16 protein-coding genes are annotated in these 20,280 nt (G+C 38.8%); 1 reads left to right on the top strand and 15 read right to left on the bottom strand.

The window, feature by feature from the left end; all coding sequences use genetic code 11:
- Positions 1–110: 110 nt before the first annotated feature.
- From MKY13_RS03380 to MKY13_RS03335, 10 genes are all read right to left on the bottom strand, one after another.
- Complete coding sequence (locus MKY13_RS03380; protein ID WP_339215320.1) at positions 111–1,280, bottom strand: PDZ domain-containing protein; 1,170 nt, start codon at positions 1,278–1,280, stop codon at positions 111–113.
- A gap of 163 nt (positions 1,281–1,443) precedes the next feature.
- Positions 1,444–2,871 carry a S41 family peptidase gene (locus tag MKY13_RS03375; protein WP_339215318.1) on the bottom strand — a complete coding sequence of 476 codons (1,428 nt, stop codon included), beginning with the start codon at positions 2,869–2,871 and terminating at the stop codon, positions 1,444–1,446.
- A gap of 74 nt (positions 2,872–2,945) precedes the next feature.
- Positions 2,946–3,518, bottom strand: a complete 573-nt coding sequence (locus MKY13_RS03370) for a TlpA disulfide reductase family protein (protein ID WP_339215316.1) — start codon at positions 3,516–3,518, stop codon at positions 2,946–2,948.
- Between the two features lie 107 nt (positions 3,519–3,625).
- The gene (locus tag MKY13_RS03365; protein ID WP_339215314.1) at positions 3,626–4,915 is read right to left on the bottom strand and encodes a peptidoglycan DD-metalloendopeptidase family protein; all 1,290 of its coding nucleotides are present in this window, start codon (positions 4,913–4,915) and stop codon (positions 3,626–3,628) included.
- A 92-nt stretch (positions 4,916–5,007) separates the two neighbouring features.
- A complete protein-coding gene (ftsX, locus tag MKY13_RS03360; RefSeq protein ID WP_191698643.1) occupies positions 5,008–5,904 on the bottom strand; it encodes a permease-like cell division protein FtsX in 897 nt (298 codons plus the stop codon).
- A complete protein-coding gene (gene ftsE / locus MKY13_RS03355; RefSeq protein ID WP_191698644.1) occupies positions 5,894–6,580 on the bottom strand; it encodes a cell division ATP-binding protein FtsE in 687 nt (228 codons plus the stop codon). Before ftsE ends, ftsX begins: the two co-directional genes overlap by 11 nt.
- Before the next feature lie 464 nt (positions 6,581–7,044).
- A complete protein-coding gene (locus MKY13_RS03350) occupies positions 7,045–8,244 on the bottom strand; it encodes a DUF4097 family beta strand repeat-containing protein (protein ID WP_191698645.1) in 1,200 nt (399 codons plus the stop codon).
- A gap of 86 nt (positions 8,245–8,330) precedes the next feature.
- Positions 8,331–11,198 carry an excinuclease ABC subunit UvrA gene (uvrA, locus tag MKY13_RS03345; RefSeq protein WP_191698646.1) on the bottom strand — a complete coding sequence of 956 codons (2,868 nt, stop codon included), beginning with the start codon at positions 11,196–11,198 and terminating at the stop codon, positions 8,331–8,333.
- Positions 11,199–11,203: 5 nt separating this feature from the next.
- Positions 11,204–13,186: an excinuclease ABC subunit UvrB gene (gene uvrB / locus MKY13_RS03340; RefSeq protein ID WP_339215311.1), complete on the bottom strand. Its 1,983-nt coding sequence runs from the start codon at positions 13,184–13,186 to the stop codon at positions 11,204–11,206.
- 272 nt (positions 13,187–13,458) lie between these two features.
- Complete coding sequence (locus tag MKY13_RS03335; RefSeq protein WP_191698648.1) at positions 13,459–13,701, bottom strand: IDEAL domain-containing protein; 243 nt, start codon at positions 13,699–13,701, stop codon at positions 13,459–13,461.
- A 186-nt stretch (positions 13,702–13,887) separates the two neighbouring features.
- On the opposite strand from MKY13_RS03335, the gene MKY13_RS03330 reads away from it, so the two are divergent.
- Positions 13,888–14,379, top strand: a complete 492-nt coding sequence (locus MKY13_RS03330; protein WP_191698649.1) for a competence protein ComK — start codon at positions 13,888–13,890, stop codon at positions 14,377–14,379.
- A 3-nt stretch (positions 14,380–14,382) separates the two neighbouring features.
- Here MKY13_RS03330 and MKY13_RS03325 read toward each other — a convergent pair whose 3' ends face one another.
- From MKY13_RS03325 to MKY13_RS03305, 5 genes are all read right to left on the bottom strand, one after another.
- Positions 14,383–14,736 carry a hypothetical protein gene (locus tag MKY13_RS03325; protein ID WP_191698650.1) on the bottom strand — a complete coding sequence of 118 codons (354 nt, stop codon included), beginning with the start codon at positions 14,734–14,736 and terminating at the stop codon, positions 14,383–14,385.
- 195 nt (positions 14,737–14,931) lie between these two features.
- Positions 14,932–16,036, bottom strand: a protein-coding gene (gene prfB / locus MKY13_RS03320) for a peptide chain release factor 2 (protein WP_191698753.1) whose coding sequence is annotated in 2 segments (ribosomal slippage) — positions 14,932–15,963 and positions 15,965–16,036 — 1,104 coding nt in all. Because the reading frame shifts where the segments join, the coding sequence is not laid out codon by codon here.
- A 271-nt stretch (positions 16,037–16,307) separates the two neighbouring features.
- Positions 16,308–18,818: a preprotein translocase subunit SecA gene (secA, locus tag MKY13_RS03315; RefSeq protein ID WP_339215308.1), complete on the bottom strand. Its 2,511-nt coding sequence runs from the start codon at positions 18,816–18,818 to the stop codon at positions 16,308–16,310.
- 213 nt (positions 18,819–19,031) lie between these two features.
- A complete protein-coding gene (raiA, locus tag MKY13_RS03310) occupies positions 19,032–19,589 on the bottom strand; it encodes a ribosome-associated translation inhibitor RaiA (protein WP_191698652.1) in 558 nt (185 codons plus the stop codon).
- Positions 19,590–19,746: 157 nt separating this feature from the next.
- Positions 19,747–20,112 (bottom strand): PilZ domain-containing protein, encoded by a 366-nt coding sequence (locus MKY13_RS03305; protein ID WP_339215305.1) that lies wholly within the window; start codon positions 20,110–20,112, stop codon positions 19,747–19,749.
- Between the last annotated feature and the right edge of the window lie 168 nt (positions 20,113–20,280).

Raw genomic sequence — 20,280 nt, 5'->3', positions numbered from 1 at the left:
AGCATTCAAAATTTTATTTTGATCTTTTTCACTTTTATAGTAACATAAATTATTCTATGTAACCTTAAAAAAAGAACCCCGTGTTCACGGGATTCTTTGCCTTCTATAATCTAGTTCACTACCAAAAGTCCAATTTTATAATTATCATCCCGATGTACAACATGTTGAGCTAAACGCAACTCACCGGCATGATCCAGCACTTCCAGACGACAATGGGCTGCATTAATTTGCAGCGCTTTATATAAATCTTCTTCTGTATAAACATCTTGTCCATTCACACGCTTTATTACTTCTCCTGCCAAGAGGCCCATTTTTTCTGCCGGCGAATTCGGTAAAATCCCTGCAATCATAACACCTCTATCACTACGCATTACAGCATAGCTATTACGGTCTTCGGCACGGCTGTAATAAATCCCTATAACCGTCCGCGAAATTGCTCCTAATGCCAATGCTGCTGCACCTAATACAGGCGAAAAATAGGCAGTTAATCCGACTATCAATACAAATTGACCAATCATGACTATCGAACGCCCCATTTGAGGATAAACGTTCATCGGCAGCTTTTGACGAACCATTTGCTGGAAACCAATTATAAATGGGAAGACAATGAGTGAAAACTGCTCAGCACCCACTGTAAACTGCGGCCAAAATGGAGCAAAACTTTGAATCCCATCACCTGGTATTATTGTAAATACAGGCAATACCCAAAGCTGTTTACTGTAATAACCGATACCGTTTAATCCGCGCTTAGTCGTCTCCATAATAGGAGAGGCAAAACGTCCCCCATAGCGTCGAATCAATATTCCTTCCGCCATTAATAAAAGACCTGTCAATATTGGTACTGTCATGACAAGATTTGTTACTGCATCCGTGCCATTCAATTCAAGCGGACCGATAGAATACGTCCAATTTTGCCATTGCATAATAGCAAGCATACAAAAAGCGATTGCCATTACAATAGCCGGTGACAATAAATGATAAGTATAAATAATTAATGCTACGAGACTTACAACAAAAACAACAGTTAATAATTCGAGTGAGACCGTTAAGCCAATGACAAGACTAAAAACGGAAATAATGACGGAAAGTACAAACCCCATTACTAGCATATTTTTCAACTCGGACCAGCCACCTAATATACGCCTATTGAAGAATCGCCGTTCACGTTTCACTCTGCGGTATCCTAAATAAATTGCAGATATTATAGCGATATACATCAAAGGATTTATAAAAAGTCGGCCAATCCCTTTCAAAATTTCAATTAAAATTGTTTCATCCATTTTCTCACCTACCGTACAATTAATTGTATCAAATCCTATTGATTATGCGTAGTCCCATTTGTACCGATAATAAAATAAAGACGACCTGAAATAAACAATTTCGAGGTCGTCTTACATATACCGATATTCTTTTTTCTTTCTATAAGAGCATCACATTATTACATCATTCCAATTGATGCATTACATAACTAATCGCCATCTGCAATTGCATATCATTTACCTGTGATTGTTTAAATGTTTCAAGCTGTTTCGTTAGTTCTGCGAAGAAAACTTCATCCATATGACGCCCTTCAGGCAAATCTTGTTGTCTTCTAAAGCTTGCTACTTCCTGTGCTGTATCCATATCGAAAAATCCATCGGTACGACTTATAGTAAAGCCCAATTCACTTAAAATCCGCTGACTATAGGCAACTTCTTCACTATACTCCCCTACTTCAAAACGACCTCTCAGTATTTTCGTTTCTACACGGTATAGTGGGTGTTGAGTCACTTCTACATCTGGATCCACACCAACATCATGTACCCAGCGCTTGGACGGTGTAAGCCATTTATTCGTCGATAATTTCACTTCTCCGCCATTTTGTAGATCCCATGTTTGCTGAACAGTCCCTTTCCCAAAACTTGTGACGCCAATAATAACTGCTCGTTTCCAATCTTGCAGCGCACCTGCAAACACTTCACTTGCAGAGGCACTTCCCTCATTTTGTAGAATCGTGACTGGCGTTGATCGTAGCCATTTTGCATAGGGTTCAAACTGTTCAATTTTCTTCGTTTTCAGTGGCTCTGTTACACCATCATGGTTTTGCATATAAGCAAATACGACTTCCTTTTGCTCAAACATGCTCATCATTTGTGCAACACTATGTAAATAGCCACCTGGATTGTCACGCACATCAATGATTAACCCTTCTACATCCTGCTCAATTAATGCATCAAGAGATTTTTGCCATTCATCGGCAGTTTTTTCACCAAACATCGAAATAGTCATGTATCCAATTTTCGTTCCTTCTACTTCAATTACATCTCCTTGCACAGTATCATTTTTCAAGCGTTCCCTTTTTATACTTAGCTTTACATGTTGCTCTAGCTCAGGTCGATACAATACGAGCTCCACACTTTCCCCTTCCTTACCATGCATGAGCTTACGTACTTCCCCCATCGTTTTCCCTTCAAGTCGTACCTCATTGATCTGTACAAGCTCATCCAATGGCCTGATCCCTGCTTTTTCTGCCGGTGAAGATTTAATTGGTGCTACGACGATAAACTTTCCATTCGCTTCTGATAGTTCCAGACCGATTCCAATCCGTTCACTTGCGAGCGTCTGTTTATGTAATGCCGCCTCTTGCTCCGAATAATATGTGCTATATGGGTCATTAATTGCATTGGCCATTCCGCGAAGTGCGCCTTCCACTATTTTTTCGGAATCAATATCATAAACTGACTCGCTCGTTATTAACTTGTGCAGTTCATTCACCACAGCAAAATCTGCCTGTTCAACTTTTGGCTGTGTCTGCATTTTCAATGCCCAATAGACACCTACCCCTATACATAGCAATAAAATAATTAATAAAAAAATCCGACTTTTCCGCACAAATTCTCCTCCGTTCCATAAAATTTATGAAGCGAAAGAAAGATTCATACTTACAAAGACGGATAGAACATGAATTAATTTAATTGTGTCACATTTTCTCGTAATGTATCTAAATCAAGCGGACCTACAATTGTCTTTTGAATTTTCCCCTCTGCATCAATCATAAAGGTTGATGGAAGTGTTAAAAGTTCATATTGGCGGGACACTGTTTCCTCCAATTCCAAAACAATTGGAAATGTTATATCATAGCTTTTCAAAAACTGCTCGACACGTTCAATCTTTTCCCTGTGATACGTAACATTGACACCGACAATTTCAACATTGTCTGTTTCGCGGTATTTCTCATAGTACTTTTGCATATGGGGCATTTCTGCCTCACAGGGTGGACACCAAGTTGCCCAGAAATTAAGTACGACCTTTTTCCCACGTAAATCTGAAAGGGTCACCGGTTCTCCCTGTATATTATATAAAGTAAAATCAGGTGCAAATTGTCCTTTTTCAAGTCCAATTTCCTCCCCTAATTCAATTTCTGTTCCTAATTCCTCACTGCTGATCGCTGTACTTTTATCGAGTTCCTTTTTTATATATGTACTTAGCATCGTAACGACGAGAACTAAAATTATAACGATACCTATATTCTTTTTCATCAACCTCACCTCACTATTTCTTCCTATTAGTACAATATCATACCTTTATGGAATTTATTCAAAATTAAAAGGCAAAACTTTAACAAATAAAGTTTTGCCTTTCATATTTATAATGATATATATCGTAATGGATTTACTGCATTTGAACGGCTGCCATTCCATTCGCCAACATGAATTTCAAAATGTAAATGTGGTCCAGTTGAGTTTCCGGTATTACCTAATCGAGCAATTTGCTGCCCCTTCGAAACAACATCACCAACACTTGAATTAAAGCCGCTTAAATGGGCATATGTTGTCGTGAAAATTTGGCCTTCGATTGAGTGGGTTACCATCACTACATTCCCATAGCCATTCATTGTTCCTGCATAAGAAACAACACCATCAGCTGCTGCAACAACCGGTGTACCGATTGAATTTGCAATATCGATTCCTAAGTGATTTTTACTTCCGATTGGCCCGATATCACGTGAGCCGAAGCCTGAAGTAAATCGCCCAGCTGCTGGTCTTGTCCAAGTACCAGCTGCAACAGTTGGTAAATTTCCAGAGCTTGAAACATTACTGTTATTTTTCTTTTTATTTCTTTTAGCTTCTAAAGCTTTTTGTCGTGCAATTTCAGCTAATCGAGCCTGTTCTTTAAGGAATTTCTCTTCTACTTCTTTACTTAACTCTACTTTATCATCGTATTCTTCTTTTAACGATGTTTTTTGAGCACGTAATTTTGCTTCTTCTTTTTCAAGCTCAGCTACTAATTGATTTTTTTCTCTCTTTTGTTCCTTTAATGACGCCATTAGTTTTTGCAGTTTCGCCTTATTCGCTTCTAAATTCTCTTTTTTCTTTAGTAGCTCTACTTTTTGGACTTCCAGCTTTTCCTGGTCTTCCTTTTGCTCACGCATAATTTGACGGTCAGCATCCATAAGGGTACTTACAGCAGAGAAACGATCAATAAAATCTACAAAACTATTAGCACCTAGGAGTACATCTAAATAACTTACCGTACCACTTGATTGAATTGCACGGGCACGCTCACGCAATAGTTCGTCACGCTTCTTAATTTTATCTTGTAATTCTTTTATTTCATCTTCCAATATCGAAATTTCTTCATTTGCAATTTCGATATCCAATTCGACAACTTCAATTTCTTGATTCTTTGCATTAATCTTTGCCCCAATTTGCTCTAATTGAGAAATAATTTTCTGCTGACGATTTTGATTTGTTTGAATTTCATTTGTTTTTTGTTCGAGTGATTTGTTGAGCATCTTTTTCTCAGCTTCAAGTTGGCTGCGCTCTTTTTTTAGTTCACTTAATGATGCTGCATAAGCTGCCGGCATTTGAATAAATAAAATAAGCGCTAGTAGTACAGCAATGATTTTAAATGAACGCGTTGTTAGCTTCTTCAAAACCTGTTTCCCCCTAAATGCATGAATAGTAGTCGCTCGTTTCGTCTCTCTTTTGTTGATCTTTCAAAGAGCATGATGCAATTTATGTTATATTACACTTTTAAAAACTTACGCACTGACATAAAGCTGCCCCATATACCGATGAACATGCCGATGAATAAAATTAGTCCATTCACCTGCAGCATAAGTGGTGCAACCTCTAATAATTGGAACAACTCGCCTTTTAATCTTGGTGCAAGTAATTCATAAATATTGTAATAAGCAATCGTAACGGCTGTTATAGGAATGATAGATCCAATGATTCCTAGCCACATTCCCTCTAACACAAATGGAATGCGAACAAAAGAATTTGTAGCCCCTACAAGTTTCATAATTTCTATTTCATCTCTACGTGCAGTAATCGTAATGCGAATCGTATTGGAAATTAGGAACATCGCTGTAAACAGCAAACCTAAGATTAACACAAGACCTACATTACGTGCAATTTCTAAGAAGTTAAATAGTTTTTCTACTTTACCTTCACCATATTTCACTTCATATGTGCTTTCAAAGCTTTCAATCTTCTTTGCTACTTCAGCAGTTTTTAATGGATCGACCGCTTTTACGTATAGCACATTATATAATGGATTGTTTTGTTCAAATAAACTTAATTCATCACCAAAGTCTTTAATTAACTTACTTAACTCTTCTTCCTTCGAAGAATATGTAACTTCTTCAACATCTGGTAGATTGTGAATTTCGTCAACTAACTGTTCTTCAGCAAGTTTAGCTTCTGCCTCATCGGGAATAATTTCTATTAATACACGAATTTCAACATCATTTTCTAAATCTGATGCCACTTTGTTTAAATTCATCATAATGGCTGCAAATACGCCTACCAATAATAATGTTACTGTTACGGCACTGATGGATGCCAATGTCATCCAACTATTTCGCCCTAATGATTTGAAACTTTCGCGGAAGTGACGTGCAATTGTTCTAGTTTTCATAGCCGTAATCACCTCCGTACTCATCACGGACGATCATTCCGCCTTCAATTGCAATAACGCGTCTACGCACTGTGTTTACAATTTCCCGGTTATGTGTAGCCATTACAATCGTCGTACCTTGGCGATTAATTTCCTCAAAAATATTCATAATCTCCCAAGATGTTTCCGGATCGAGATTCCCTGTAGGCTCGTCCGCAATCATTACTTTCGGACGATTTACGATGGAACGGGCAATCGCCACCCGTTGCTGCTCCCCACCGGAGAGCTCATTTGGTAGCATACGTACTTTATGCTTTAACCCAACAAGTTCAAGCACTTCCATTACTCGTTTGCGGATCACTTTCGGCTGCTCTTCGATTACTTCCATAGCAAACGCTACATTTTCGTATACCGTTAAGCGCGGTAATAATTTAAAGTCCTGAAACACCACCCCGAGCTGACGGCGTAAATGAGGCACACGGTTGTCTTTTAACGTTCTTAAGTTAATCCCGTTAATTAATACATCACCTGAAGTTGGCTTCTCCTCGCGGTACATCAACTTTATAAATGTCGATTTTCCTGCTCCACTCGGTCCTACTACATAAACAAACTCACCTTTTTTTATTTGAACTGTAATCCCGTTCGCCGCAACGACCCCATTAGGATACTTTTTAACTACATTGTTCATTTGAATCATTAACGAAACCACCTAAGTCTTTGTCTTAATTAAATTATAGTCTTAACTATTATAGCACTTTCAATCTATAATTTTATTACATTTTCTTTTCAATGTAGGCTACTATAAGTATATAAAGTATAATGTCGACACTACAACCTTCATTTTATTAAATAAGTTTTGTTTCTTCGTGTGATATAAACATTTTTTATGTTTTCGTAATATATTTGTTAAACTACGAAATTTTATTAATATAATATAAACTTCCCATTATTCAAGTAATTCGACATATAAAATGGAATTCCTTTACATATATTGATGAAATTTGGATTTTTATGAAGTAGGGTTGTTTTAGCGGAACTTTTTATAAGGGTGAGAGACTTAACTTTTTGAGGGTGTTAAAAATCAGAATTACTCCGTCTATTCTTTTTGAACAGACAAAAGGCACTTACTTATATAAGTAAGCACCCCTTCAGTCTTCTATATTATTGCAGTGTATAGCGTACTAATACCGTACCAGTACGTGATTCACCTACTAATTTCAGTAGTTTCGCGCCTTCCAATTCTTTTGTGAAGCGCAGCGATTTTGAAAGGAATTGCTCCTCTTCTTCAGAAAGCTTCACATCGTTCAAGCCAACGTCTGCTTTCCCGAAGTTTGTGAAAATTTGTCCTTCAAGTGCAACCGTTTTTGGTACATAGATTTCTACTGAACCTGCTAAAGCACGGGCTTTAATTTTGTGTGCCTCTGAGCTTGTAGTTGTAATGACAACATGTCCATTTACAGATTCTGCTTCTACTTCCTTTAATTCTCCGTCGATGTAGATGCGTCCATTTGCTGTTTCCACTTCTAAATCGTCGCCTTTTACATGACGTGCTTCTACCGTACCATTGCTCGCTTGCAATTCTGCATGATCGAAAGTTACGTTTTCAAGTCGAACGATACCGTTATACGTACGGGCTTTAATTAATTTTGCATCCATCTGTTCAATCGATATACTACCTGTTAATAATCGGGCGATAAATACATCGTAATGTTTTTCTGGAATAGCAAGTTGCACATTTAACTGTGTAAATTTATTTGCAGATTGAATAAACAATTTATCATTCGTCAATGTCGATAAGTTTTCAGTAACTTGCGAAATTGTTTCTTCCTGTGTACCTTTTTGCGGCGTTTTGCCAAAAATGTTCACTGTCACCAATTCGTCTGTTGCTCTTACTACATCGACTTTACCATTTGCGACCTCTAACTCAATGCTTTTAATATCGGAGATAGGATATGCAAACGTTTTAGTAAATTCTACTTTTTCACCAAAAGGCGTTTCAATATCAAGATCCTTAAATTTCGATAAAGCTGCACCAACCATTCCAGTCATACGTGTGCTGAATTGCGATAAGTCCTGCTTAATATCTCCCATAAACTCGTCCATCTTTTTAGTGAATTCTTTATCGTTGAATGATTTGCCGAAAATATCTTCAAACCCTGTTGTCTTACGCTTCTGTTTTTGTTCTTCAAAAATTGGGTCTGCCTTATGTGGTTCTTCCTTTTGCTTTTCAAAAGTTGGAACTACTGGCTGTGGAGTGGATTCCTTTTGTGACGAAAGCTTTTCGAATAATACAATCGCCTCTTCTGCTGAAATTGTACCGTTTTCAACTAGCTGTAAAATACGTTTACGTTCTTCTTGCATATAAAAATTCCTCCCTCTGCTTCGTATATAGTTATTATACGAGGAGGGAGGAGAAAAAGTTTCGTTTGCGCTCTCAGTTTTTTAATCTATTTGCTTTTTGCTGCGCTAATTTTCGAGGACATACGCTCGCGGTCACGCTCTAAAATAGGCTTTAAATAGCGCCCCGTATAGCTTTCCTTCACTTCCGCAATTTCCTCTGGTGTGCCGGTTGCTAAAATCGTGCCTCCACCTTCGCCACCTTCAGGACCTAGGTCGATAATATAGTCTGCGGTCTTAATTACATCTAAATTATGTTCAATGACAAGGACTGACTCTCCATTTTCAACTAAACGTTGGAGTACGATTAGCAGACGTGAAATATCATCCGCATGTAACCCTGTCGTTGGCTCATCCAAAATATAAAATGACTTTCCGTTTGAACGGCGATGCAATTCAGAAGCCAATTTCACACGTTGTGCTTCCCCGCCGGATAATGTTGTAGCAGGCTGGCCGAGCTTCACATACCCCAGCCCTACATCGACAATCGTCTGTAATTTCCGTTGAATTTTCGGTATGTTCCCGAAAAATTCCAACGCATCCTCAACGGTCATTTCCAAAATATCAGATATATTTTTATCTTTATATTTCACTTCCAACGTTTCGCGATTGTAGCGCTTTCCGTGGCATATTTCACATGGTACGTAAACATCCGGTAAAAAGTGCATCTCGATTTTAATAATGCCATCCCCGCGACAAGCTTCACAACGTCCGCCTTTTACATTGAAAGAAAATCGTCCTTTTTTATAGCCTCGGATTTTCGCTTCATTCGTCATCGCAAATACATCGCGAATATCATCAAATACACCAATGTAGGTTGCCGGGTTTGAACGTGGTGTACGTCCGATTGGTGACTGATCCACATCAATAACCTTCTCCAGCTGCTCCAACCCTTCGATTGATTTGTGTTTGCCAGGCTTTACTTTTGCACGATTTAATTTTGAAGCGAGTGCTTTATATAATATCTCATTTACTAATGTCGATTTGCCTGAGCCAGAAACACCGGTAACTGCAATAAACTGACCTAATGGAATATCGATATTGACGTTTTTCAAGTTATTTTCCGAAGCGCCTTTAATCGTAATTTTTCGGTCATCCGCTTTACGACGTTCAAGCGGCAATGGAATAAATTTCTTACCACTTAAATACTGTCCGGTAATTGATTCTTTATTTTTCATGACTTGCTTCGGTGTCCCTTGCGCAATAATTTGCCCACCATGTACACCAGCACCTGGTCCGATATCAATTAGATGATCCGCTGCCATCATCGTATCTTCATCATGTTCGACAATGATTAATGTATTGCCCAAATCACGCATATTTTCCAGTGTATGAATCAATCTGTCATTATCCCTCTGGTGCAGCCCAATCGATGGCTCATCTAAAATGTAGAGGACCCCTGACAAGCGCGAACCAATCTGGGTTGCCAACCGAATACGCTGTGCTTCTCCACCCGATAATGTTCCTGCCGAACGAGCAAGCGTTAAATAGTTTAACCCTACATCCAATAGGAACTTCAATCGCTCAATTACTTCACGAATAATTAATTTTGCAATTTGACGTTCTTTTTCTGTCAGCTCCACCGAACTAAAGAAATCATACATTTCCTGAATCGAGTGACGCGTCGCTTCAGAAATATTTTGATCTTTAATTTTCACTGCCAGCGTTTCTTTTTTCAGACGATGCCCCTTACATGTAGCACAAGGCTGCTCCGTCATATATTTTTGCATCGATTCGCGCACATAGTCTGAAGAGGACTCGGTAAAACGGCGCTCGATATTGCCGATTACTCCTTCAAACTCCATATTTTTTTTATGCATTCTGCCATAATCATTTGTATATTCAAAAAGGATTTTCTCTTTGCCTGAACCGTATAAAATTTTATCCATTTTTTCCTTTGGAATATCCTTTACCGGTACATCCATTGGAATATCAAAATGCTTGCATACAGATGCCAAAAGCTGCGGATAATAATTCGAAGAAACAGATTCCCATGGGGCAATCGCATTTTCATTCAATGTTAAATCCCAATTATAAATAACCAAATCTAGATCAGCCTTAGCTCTGCTGCCAAGCCCATCACATGTTGGGCATGCACCGAACGGACTGTTGAACGAGAACATGCGCGGCTCAAGTTCACCAATTGAAAAGCCGCATAGAGGACAGGCATGATGTTCACTGAATAACAGCTCCTCATGCTCCATTACATCAACCAATACCCGTCCACCTGCAATTTTCAGAGCTGCTTCAAGGGAATCGCTTAATCGTGATTCAATCCCCTCTTTTAGAACAATACGGTCGACTACTACTTCAATTGTGTGCTTTTTATTTTTATCGAGCTCAATATTGTCATCTAAATCACGAAGTTCCCCATTTAATCGAATGCGGACATAACCTTGCTTTTTCAGATCTTCCAACAGCTTTACATGCGTTCCTTTTTTTCCTTCAATAACAGGGGCAAGTAACTGCATTTTAGTACGCTCTGGATATTCCAGTAAACGATCCACCATTTGCTCGATTGTCTGGGATGTAATTTCTATACCATGTGTCGGGCAATATGGTTTACCGATCCGTGCAAAAAGTAATCGTAAATAATCATAAATTTCCGTAACCGTCCCAACAGTAGAACGCGGGTTACGGCTCGTTGTTTTCTGATCAATGGAAATGGCTGGGGAAAGCCCTTCAATCGTATCGACATCCGGCTTGTCCATTTGCCCTAAAAATTGTCGTGCATAGGCAGACAATGATTCCACATAACGACGTTGCCCTTCAGCATAAATTGTATCGAATGCTAAAGAAGATTTCCCGGATCCTGAAAGACCTGTCACTACGACAATTTTATCGCGGGGAATTGTGACATCAATATTTTTTAAATTATGCGCGCGTGCACCTTGTACGACAATTTCTGTATTTTTCACATTGTTCACCCTTCTGACTTTAATTCAAATATCATGTCACGTAATTCTGCCGCACGTTCAAAGTCTAATCCTTTTGCGGCTTCTTTCATTTCAACTTGCAAAGTTGCAACAAGCTTCTCCAGCTCTTTTTTTGTAAGCTTTTTGCCGCCTGTCACTTTTGTAATGTATGTTTCTTCCTGTTCCGCAGCTTGAGTTGCCCGGATTATTTCAGGAATCTTTTTAATAATAGTCTTTGGTGTAATACCATGCTCTTCGTTGTAAGCCTTTTGTATTTCACGGCGTCGCTTCGTTTCACTGATGGCCTTTGTCATCGAATCCGTCATATTATTGGCATATAAAATAACATGACCATTCGAGTTACGTGCAGCCCGTCCAATTGTTTGAATTAATGAACGCTCTGAACGAAGGAAGCCTTCCTTGTCCGCATCGAGAATTGCGACAAGGGAAACTTCCGGAATATCGAGACCTTCCCGTAATAAGTTAATGCCGATCAGCACATCATAGGTCCCTTTACGAAGTTCACGGATAATTTCGATTCGTTCCAATGTCTTGATTTCCGAGTGCAAGTATTCGACTTTTAAGCTCATTTCTTTTAAATAACTCGATAAATCTTCAGACATTTTTTTAGTTAAAGTTGTAATTAATGTCCGTTCATTACGACGGATACGTTCATGAATTTCATCGATTAAATCATCAATCTGTCCTTCAATAGGACGTACATCGATTGTTGGATCGAGCAGCCCTGTTGGACGAATAATTTGTTCCACCATTTCCGGTGTATGCTCTAACTCGTATGGACCTGGTGTTGCAGATACATAAATTGCCTGGCTAACTTTTGACTGGAACTCATCGAACATTAACGGACGGTTATCAAGTGCAGACGGCAAACGGAAGCCATGCTCAACTAATACGCCTTTACGAGCCTGGTCTCCATTATACATACCACGTACTTGCGGCAAAGTAACATGACTTTCATCAACAACAAGCAAAAAGTCCTTAGGGAAATAATCTAGTAATGTATATGGTGTAGCCCCTGCTTCACGCAATGTTAAATGGCGCGAATAGTTTTCAATGCCTGAGCAGAAGCCCATTTCCTTCATCATTTCCAAATCATAATTTGTACGCTGCTCTAAACGCTGCGCCTCTAGTAAACGGTCTTCCGAGCGTAATATTGCAAGACGCTCCTCCAGTTCCTTTTCAATATTTTCAATGGCGACCTTCATCTTTTCTTCACGGGTAACGAAGTGGGATGCAGGGAAAATGGCAACATGCTGACGGTCTCCCAAAATTTCACCTGTTAATGCATCGACTTCCCGAATCCGATCAACCTCATCACCGAAAAACTCAACACGAATACAATGCTCGTCTCTAGATGCCGGGAAAATTTCCACAACATCCCCACGCACTCGAAACGTACCACGTGTAAAGTTAATATCATTTCGTTCATATTGAATGTCTACCAGCTTGCGCAATAGCTGATTACGCTCGAGTTCCATCCCTGTACGAATGGATACAACCATTTCACGATATTCTTCAGGATTACCGAGACCATATATACAGGATACTGAAGCAATTATAATAACATCATCCCGTTCAAACAAAGCCGTTGTGGCCGAGTGACGTAGCTTATCGATTTCTTCATTAATACTTGAATCCTTTTCAATATACGTATCGGTTTGCGGTACATACGCTTCCGGTTGGAAATAATCATAATAACTTACGAAATATTCAACTGCATTGTCCGGAAAAAACTCCTTGAACTCACTATATAATTGACCTGCAAGTGTTTTATTGTGTGCCATCACGAGCGTTGGCTTATTCACTTCTTTAATTACATTTGAAATTGTAAAGGTTTTACCTGTACCAGTTGCCCCCAGCAATGTCTGATGGCGTTTTCCTTCTTTAATGCCTTGTACAAGCTGTTTAATCGCTTCCGGCTGGTCACCGGCAGGCTTGTAGGCGGACTGTATTTTATAAGTTTCTGTCATTTTCAGCTTGTCCTTTCTGTCGCTTTTCTTATTCTCTATTTTAACATACCCGTTTTTAATTTACGATAAAATTGCGAACATATATTCCCAAAATGCATTAGGATGGATAATTTGCACTTTGGAAAGGGTTATTCGAAAGTCTTCCACACTTATTAGAAAAAATATCCTATTTATTTGAAAATTTTTGTATTTTATTAGATTATTAAATCCTGTTTCTAAAGCAAACTTTTTAAACACACAAAAAAGCCACCTATCATAAGGTGACTTCTTTGTTAAGAAACAGTGATTGCCAATAAATCGTTCAATTCTGTTGTGTAGCATTCAAATGCCTTTTCGTTCTTTTGATCTAGCGATGTATCGATAAGTAATTTTAGTTGTTCGATACGTTGCATACGCTGTAATCGACTAATAAATAAATCTAAATAAATTTCATTCAATAACTTCTCCGCTTGATTTTCAGTGGACTGCTGACCTACCGCTTTTAAAAAGTCTGTATAAGAATAATATTTATCCATCGATATCACCTCGACCTCTTTTTTCCATTATAAAGTAAAACACATTTAATTTGCAATATATTCTGAAAAATTATCATATGACCAAATTTTCAGAATACGGTGTTGATTTTTCCCATTTATTGTATTATTTTAACTGTATAGTGGAAATTTAAGCGGGTAGGGAATGTTAAAGAAAGGGGATCTAATATGACTAGTAATATACCACAAAATTCAAATTATATTATTTCTAATTCAACTTTTTGTTTAAGTTCCTATCAGTATCGGGATAAAATCCATACGATAATATTGGACAAATACGGAAAAGTAACCGCACCTTATAAGCCTTTAAAGCTCGTTCGCAACACATGCAGGTTGCACGGCAGTTCCTATGAAGCGAGCAAATATCAGGCAAGGAAGTTTTTTGGGGAGAATAAACATAAACTGCCGGTTATGGTGGCATACGATTTTGGGGAGCCTTGTGTATTGTTTCCGCTCTTTTCACCGCAATCCCCTCATAATATTTGGATAGCACTAAACCCTGTCATTAATATTAGTGATGCGGGTGATAAAACACGCGTAACTTTTATAGACGGAACAGAGGTTGAGTTCGCTATCCATATGAAATCGTTTAACCAACAATACGTACGTGCTGCCATGTTCTATAAACACCTTATTCTACATCGCCATGCCACGCTGTAACCATCAGCTTTTTGCAAAATATTCCGCAAGAAGCATCTCGCTATGATTACGAAGGCGAATATTCGAATATCTCCTACACTCCATGACTCCATTAAAATAAAAATGATACTCGGTAAACATATCATCCGTTTCGCCTCTTACTAGACGCATCTGATGAAGTTTAAAATAGTCCTTCGTTTCTTTTAAGTCATATTTTACCTTGGTACGTACAGCATTGATTAAATGTAAATATGGATTTTTAAATTTAAACGGGCTTTGTTCTACAATTGAATAATCCTTCTCAAGAATTATTAATAACAACGGCAAATAAATTCCTGCTTCGTAGTACGGAATCGTTTTAGAAGGAATTTGCACCATAAGAAAACCTCCATTATAAGAACGTTTGTTCGTATTTATTTTCACATATTTTTTTATTTTTGACAAGTGGAAAATAATTACCTAGCTTAAATTTTCATTATAATGAAAAGGCTGTGTTAAAAGTCAATTTGACTTTTAACACAGCCTTTCTACGTAATATAATATGGCTTCTACTGTTTGTCAGAGAGGGACATATTAATATGAGATTTTCGAACGTAAATATGCAGTAATGAATAAATCTAAATCTCCGTCCATTACAGCACTGACATTTCCTGTTTCAGCACTTGTACGGTGATCTTTTACCATTGAATATGGGTGGAAAACATATGAACGAATTTGTGAACCCCAACCGATTTCTTTTTGCTCACCACGAATTTCATCCAGCTGAGCCTGCTGCTTTTCAATTTCTAATTGATACAACTTAGACTTTAACATTTTCATCGCAGCATCACGGTTTTTAATTTGTGAACGCTCGGATTGACATTGAACAACAACACCTGATGGAAGATGTGTAATACGAACAGCAGAGTCCGTCGTATTAATATGCTGTCCACCTGCACCTGTCGCACGGTACGTATCGACTTTTAAATCTTCTGTACGGATATCAATCTCAATTTCATCATTAAATTCTGGCATGATGTCACATGATACGAACGATGTGTGACGACGACCAGATGAATCAAACGGAGAAATACGTACTAAACGGTGTACCCCTTTTTCCGCCTTTAAATAACCGTAAGCATTATGTCCGGTAATTTGTAGTGTTACCGATTTAATACCTGCTTCATCACCTGGTAAATAGTCAATTGTAGTTACTTTAAAGCCGCGCTTTTCTGCCCAGCGTGTGTACATACGTAATAGCATTGAACCCCAGTCTTGTGATTCTGTTCCACCCGCTCCTGGGTGTAGTTCTAAAATGGCGTTGTTTTTATCGTATGGTTCTGATAAAAGCATTTGTAGTTCAAAGTCTGCCATTTTCGATTGGAATTCGGCTAGTTCTGTGCCTAGCTCTTCCTGTAATTCTGCATCTGGTTCTTCGCGTAAAAGCTCAAGCGTCATTTCCAGGTTTTCTTGTGTATCAACTAAGTCTTTGAATTCGTTGACAACTGCTTTAATGCCATTGCTTTCGTTAATGATTGCCTGTGCGCCGTTTTGGTCATTCCAAAAGTTTGGTTCAAGCATCATTTCGTCTAATTCCTGAATACGTGCCTCTTTGTTTTCTAAGTCAAAGAGACCCCCTGAAGTCCGCTAGTTTTGTAGCTGTATTTTCGAGTGCATTGCGCACATCTGCTAATTCCATCATATATTTTCCTCCGTAGTTAAAGTGTACAAATGTCATCTTGATATACCGTTGATTTCCGTTGCGGGCGAATGCTTTCCGCGGGCACGGCTCGAGCCTGTAGTCTCGAGCGTCGTGCTGTTCCCGCAGGAGTCCTCGCCCTCCACTTCAATCAACTTGCTTAACACTAAGTACAAATATTTACTTACAACATAATTTTGTAAACAAACTTTATCAAAAAACAAACCGGGTCATTGAGCATAGTTTCAATGACCTCGGTTTTATTGCTTTGTTATTGTCCTACGCCATGGCAGGATTTGTATTTTTTGCCGCTTCCGCATGGGCATGGGTCGTTGCGTCCGATATTTTCGGCTTTACGTGCTGGCATTTTTTTCGGTTTGGCAGCACCCTCTTCTTTCGGGTTTACTGCTTGGCCTTTTGCTACTTCTTCACGTTGCAGGTTGCTGCGGATTTCTGCTTTTAATGCATACTTCGCTACATCTTCACGTACCGCTGCGACCATGTCCTCGAACATTGCGAAGCCTTCTTGCTGGTATTCACGCAATGGATCGTTTTGACCGTATGCACGTAGGTGAATACCTTGTCGTAATTGGTCCATCGCATCAATATGGTCAATCCATTTAGTGTCGATTGAACGAAGTAAAATTACTTTCTCGAATTCGCGCATACGCTCTGGCGTCATCGCTTCTTCTTTTTCGTTATAGCGTTCCGTCACTTTTTCAGAGATGAATGCAATCATTTCCTCAGGAGATTTGTTTTCAAGCTGCTCTTTCGTAATATCGCCCTCATCTAGGAGATTTGCAGCGATATAGTCTACTAATGCATCAATTGTCCAAGCATCTTCTTCCCCTTGTGTATGAAGGGCTACAGCATTTTCAATCGCCTGTGAAATCATTGATTCCACTAAAGCACGCATATTTTCTGAATCAAGTACTTCTTCACGCTCTTTGTAAATTACTTCACGTTGCTGGCGTAGTACATCATCATATTGCAATAGACGTTTACGCGCATCGAAGTTATTTCCTTCAACGCGTTTTTGTGCTGACTCAACTGCTTTTGAAACCATTCCCGATTGGATCGGCTGTGTATCGTCCATACCTAGTCTTGTCATCATCGATTTCATCTTATCAGAACCGAAGCGACGCATTAACTCATCTTCCAAAGAAAGATAGAATTGCGTTACCCCTGGATTCCCTTGACGACCAGAACGACCACGAAGCTGATTATCAATACGGCGTGATTCATGACGCTCTGTACCAATTACAGCCAAACCGCCTACTTCCAATACACCTTCACCCGGTTTAATGTCCGTACCACGACCAGCCATGTTCGTAGCAATCGTTACAGCACCTTTTTGACCGGCATTTAAAATGATTTCCGCTTCACGCTCATGGTTTTTCGCGTTTAATACATTATGCGGTATTTTAAATTTCGTTAAATATTTTGAAATGATTTCTGATGTTTCAATGGCTACTGTACCGACTAATACCGGCTGGCCTGCACGATGACGCTCTGCAATATCTTCCGCAACCGCTCTAAACTTACCTTCCATCGTTGCAAAAATCAGGTCAGGACGGTCATCACGGGCAATTGGTTTATTCGTTGGAATAGCCACAACATTCATATTATAAATATTACGGAATTCCTCTTCCTCTGTTTTCGCTGTACCTGTCATACCCGACAGTTTCTCGTACATACGGAAATAGTTTTGGAACGTAACTGTTGCCATTGTCATTGATTCATTTTGAATATCCAAGCCTTCTTTAGCTTCAATCGCCTGGTGAAGACCATCTGAATAGCGACGACCTTTCATTAAACGACCTGTAAAGCCATCAACGATTACGACTTCGCCCTCTTGTACAACATAGTCGACATCTTTATGCATCGATGCATGTGCTTTTAAGCTTTGGTTAATCGCATGGTTTAAGCGCACATGAGCTAAATCAAATAAGTTGTCAATGCCAAATGCACGCTCAGCCTTTTCAATCCCTTGCTCTGTCAGCGTTACACCTTTTGTCGATTCTTCATAGTTGTAATCCTCTTCTTGTTTTAGCATACGGACGAAGGCATTTGATTGCACATAAAGCTGTGCAGATTTTCCTGCCTGACCCGAAATGATTAACGGTGTTCGAGCTTCATCGATTAAAATCGAGTCAACCTCATCGATTACCGCATAATAGAGTGGTCGCTGTACACGATCTTCTTTATAAAGGACCATATTGTCGCGCAAATAGTCAAAGCCGAGCTCATTGTTCGTCGAATATGTAATATCGGCTGCATAAGCTTCACGCTTTTGTTCTTTTGATAGGCTGTTCAAGTTCAAACCTACTGTTAAGCCTAACCAGTTATACAGCTCGCCCATTTCCGTCGCGTCACGGCTTGCTAAATATTCATTGACTGTAACAACATGTACTCCTTTACCAGTAAGTGCATTTAAATAAACGGACATTGTCGAAGTTAACGTTTTACCTTCACCCGTTTTCATCTCGGCAATATTTCCTTCATTTAATGCAGCCGCCCCCATAATTTGCACACGGAACGGGTACATGCCCAACACACGACGAGATGCTTCACGAATTGTCGCAAATGCCTCTGGTAATAAATTTTCTACTGTCTCGCCATTTTGGTAACGATTTTTGAACTCTTCAGTCTTCGCTTTTAATGCATCATCAGAAAGGCTTTCAAACTGCCCTGCTAATGCTTCTACTTTATCTGCAGTCTTTTCTAAACGCTTTACTTCTTTTTTATTGAAATCAAATAATTTATTTAATATGTTTGCCATCGAATTGGTCACTTCCCAATAATAGTCTCAAATTATATTTTAGCATTATATATAGGGGTGGTGCAAATAGACTGTTGGAAATATGAGTATAGAATAGATCATTTAGGAAGTTCTTAAAACATAGTGTCGCTTAATAACCGTTCATATTAAACATTCACGGCCCTATATAAAAACGGACTACCCATTACAGGCAATCCGTTTGTGCTAGTTCATTTAGTTCGTTTCGATTAAGCCGTACTTTCCGTCATTACGCTTATAGACGATATTTTTACTGTCTGTTTCAGCATCTGTGAAAATAAAGAAATCATGGCCAAGCATGTTCATCTGCAAAATTGCTTCTTCTTGATCCATCGGTTTCAGGTCAAATTGTTTTGTACGAACAATTGTATATTCTTCATCGGATGACTCCGAGTTCGCTTCCAATTGCGATGTCACATTTGCGAAGTATAGTCCTGTACCTTCGCGATCGCGGAATTTACGATTTACTTTCGTTTTATGTTTACGGATTTGACGCTCAAGCTTGTCGACGATCAAATCAACAGCAGCATACATATCATTATGGCGCTCCTCTGCTCGAAGCGTTAAATTCTTCATTGGAATAGTTACTTCTACTTTTGTTTGTTTATCATTATAAACTTTTAGATTGACGTTAGCATTTGCATTTAAATCTTCATTAAAATAACGTTCTACCTTTTCAATTTTTGTCTCCACATAATCTCGAATCGCTGGAGTTACCTCGATATTTTCACCACGAATGTTAAAGTTTAGCATGTGAACTCCTCCTTCATTACGGCTATACTTACTAATTCTACATACTTTAAAAATCTCCTGTTGCTTCTGAAAACTTTTTTCATTTTTCGACATGTAGCTTTAAATATCGATAAGAATAGACAAACTGCCGGGGCACTTTAAATTGGTCCGGAAACGATTACTTTCGGCTAACCTCTTTTTTACGGCGAATTTTCAACTCACTGACGATCAATTCTTCAATGCCTGGCTGGTTCTCAAAAATGAGACCATACTGATATTTTCCACCGTATTTCTTTTTCCATACAATTTCCCCAATTGCCTTTATCAATACTTCGTCTAAAATAAATTCAAGTTCCAGTTGCACCAGATAATTAGTATTTTCACCAATTTCATGAGAAGAAAACATTTTCATGCCATGCGGACTCACATCTATAATTTCGCATGTGTGCTTCGTTTGTTGTTTGCCGTCGATTAAGACAGTATAATTCGCTGCAATCGGCGCACCAAAAGTAAAGCGAAACCCTTCAGTTCTTTTAAATCCCATTTCCCTTCCTCCTTGCCTTCGTTCCTACATCTTCCATACCCACATTATCATGCAAAATACCAGGAACTGTCTATGTGCTTAATTGCTAATTTATAAAAAAGTTTTTTCTTTAAAATCATTACGAAATAACTATAAATCCAGTATAAATCATATTTTTCTCTCCACAAA

The sequence above is a fragment of the Solibacillus sp. FSL W8-0372 genome (assembly GCF_037969735.1).
Classification (GTDB): Bacteria; Bacillota; Bacilli; order Bacillales_A; family Planococcaceae; genus Solibacillus; species Solibacillus faecavium.
This window is presented reverse-complemented; position numbering and strand designations above follow the sequence as displayed.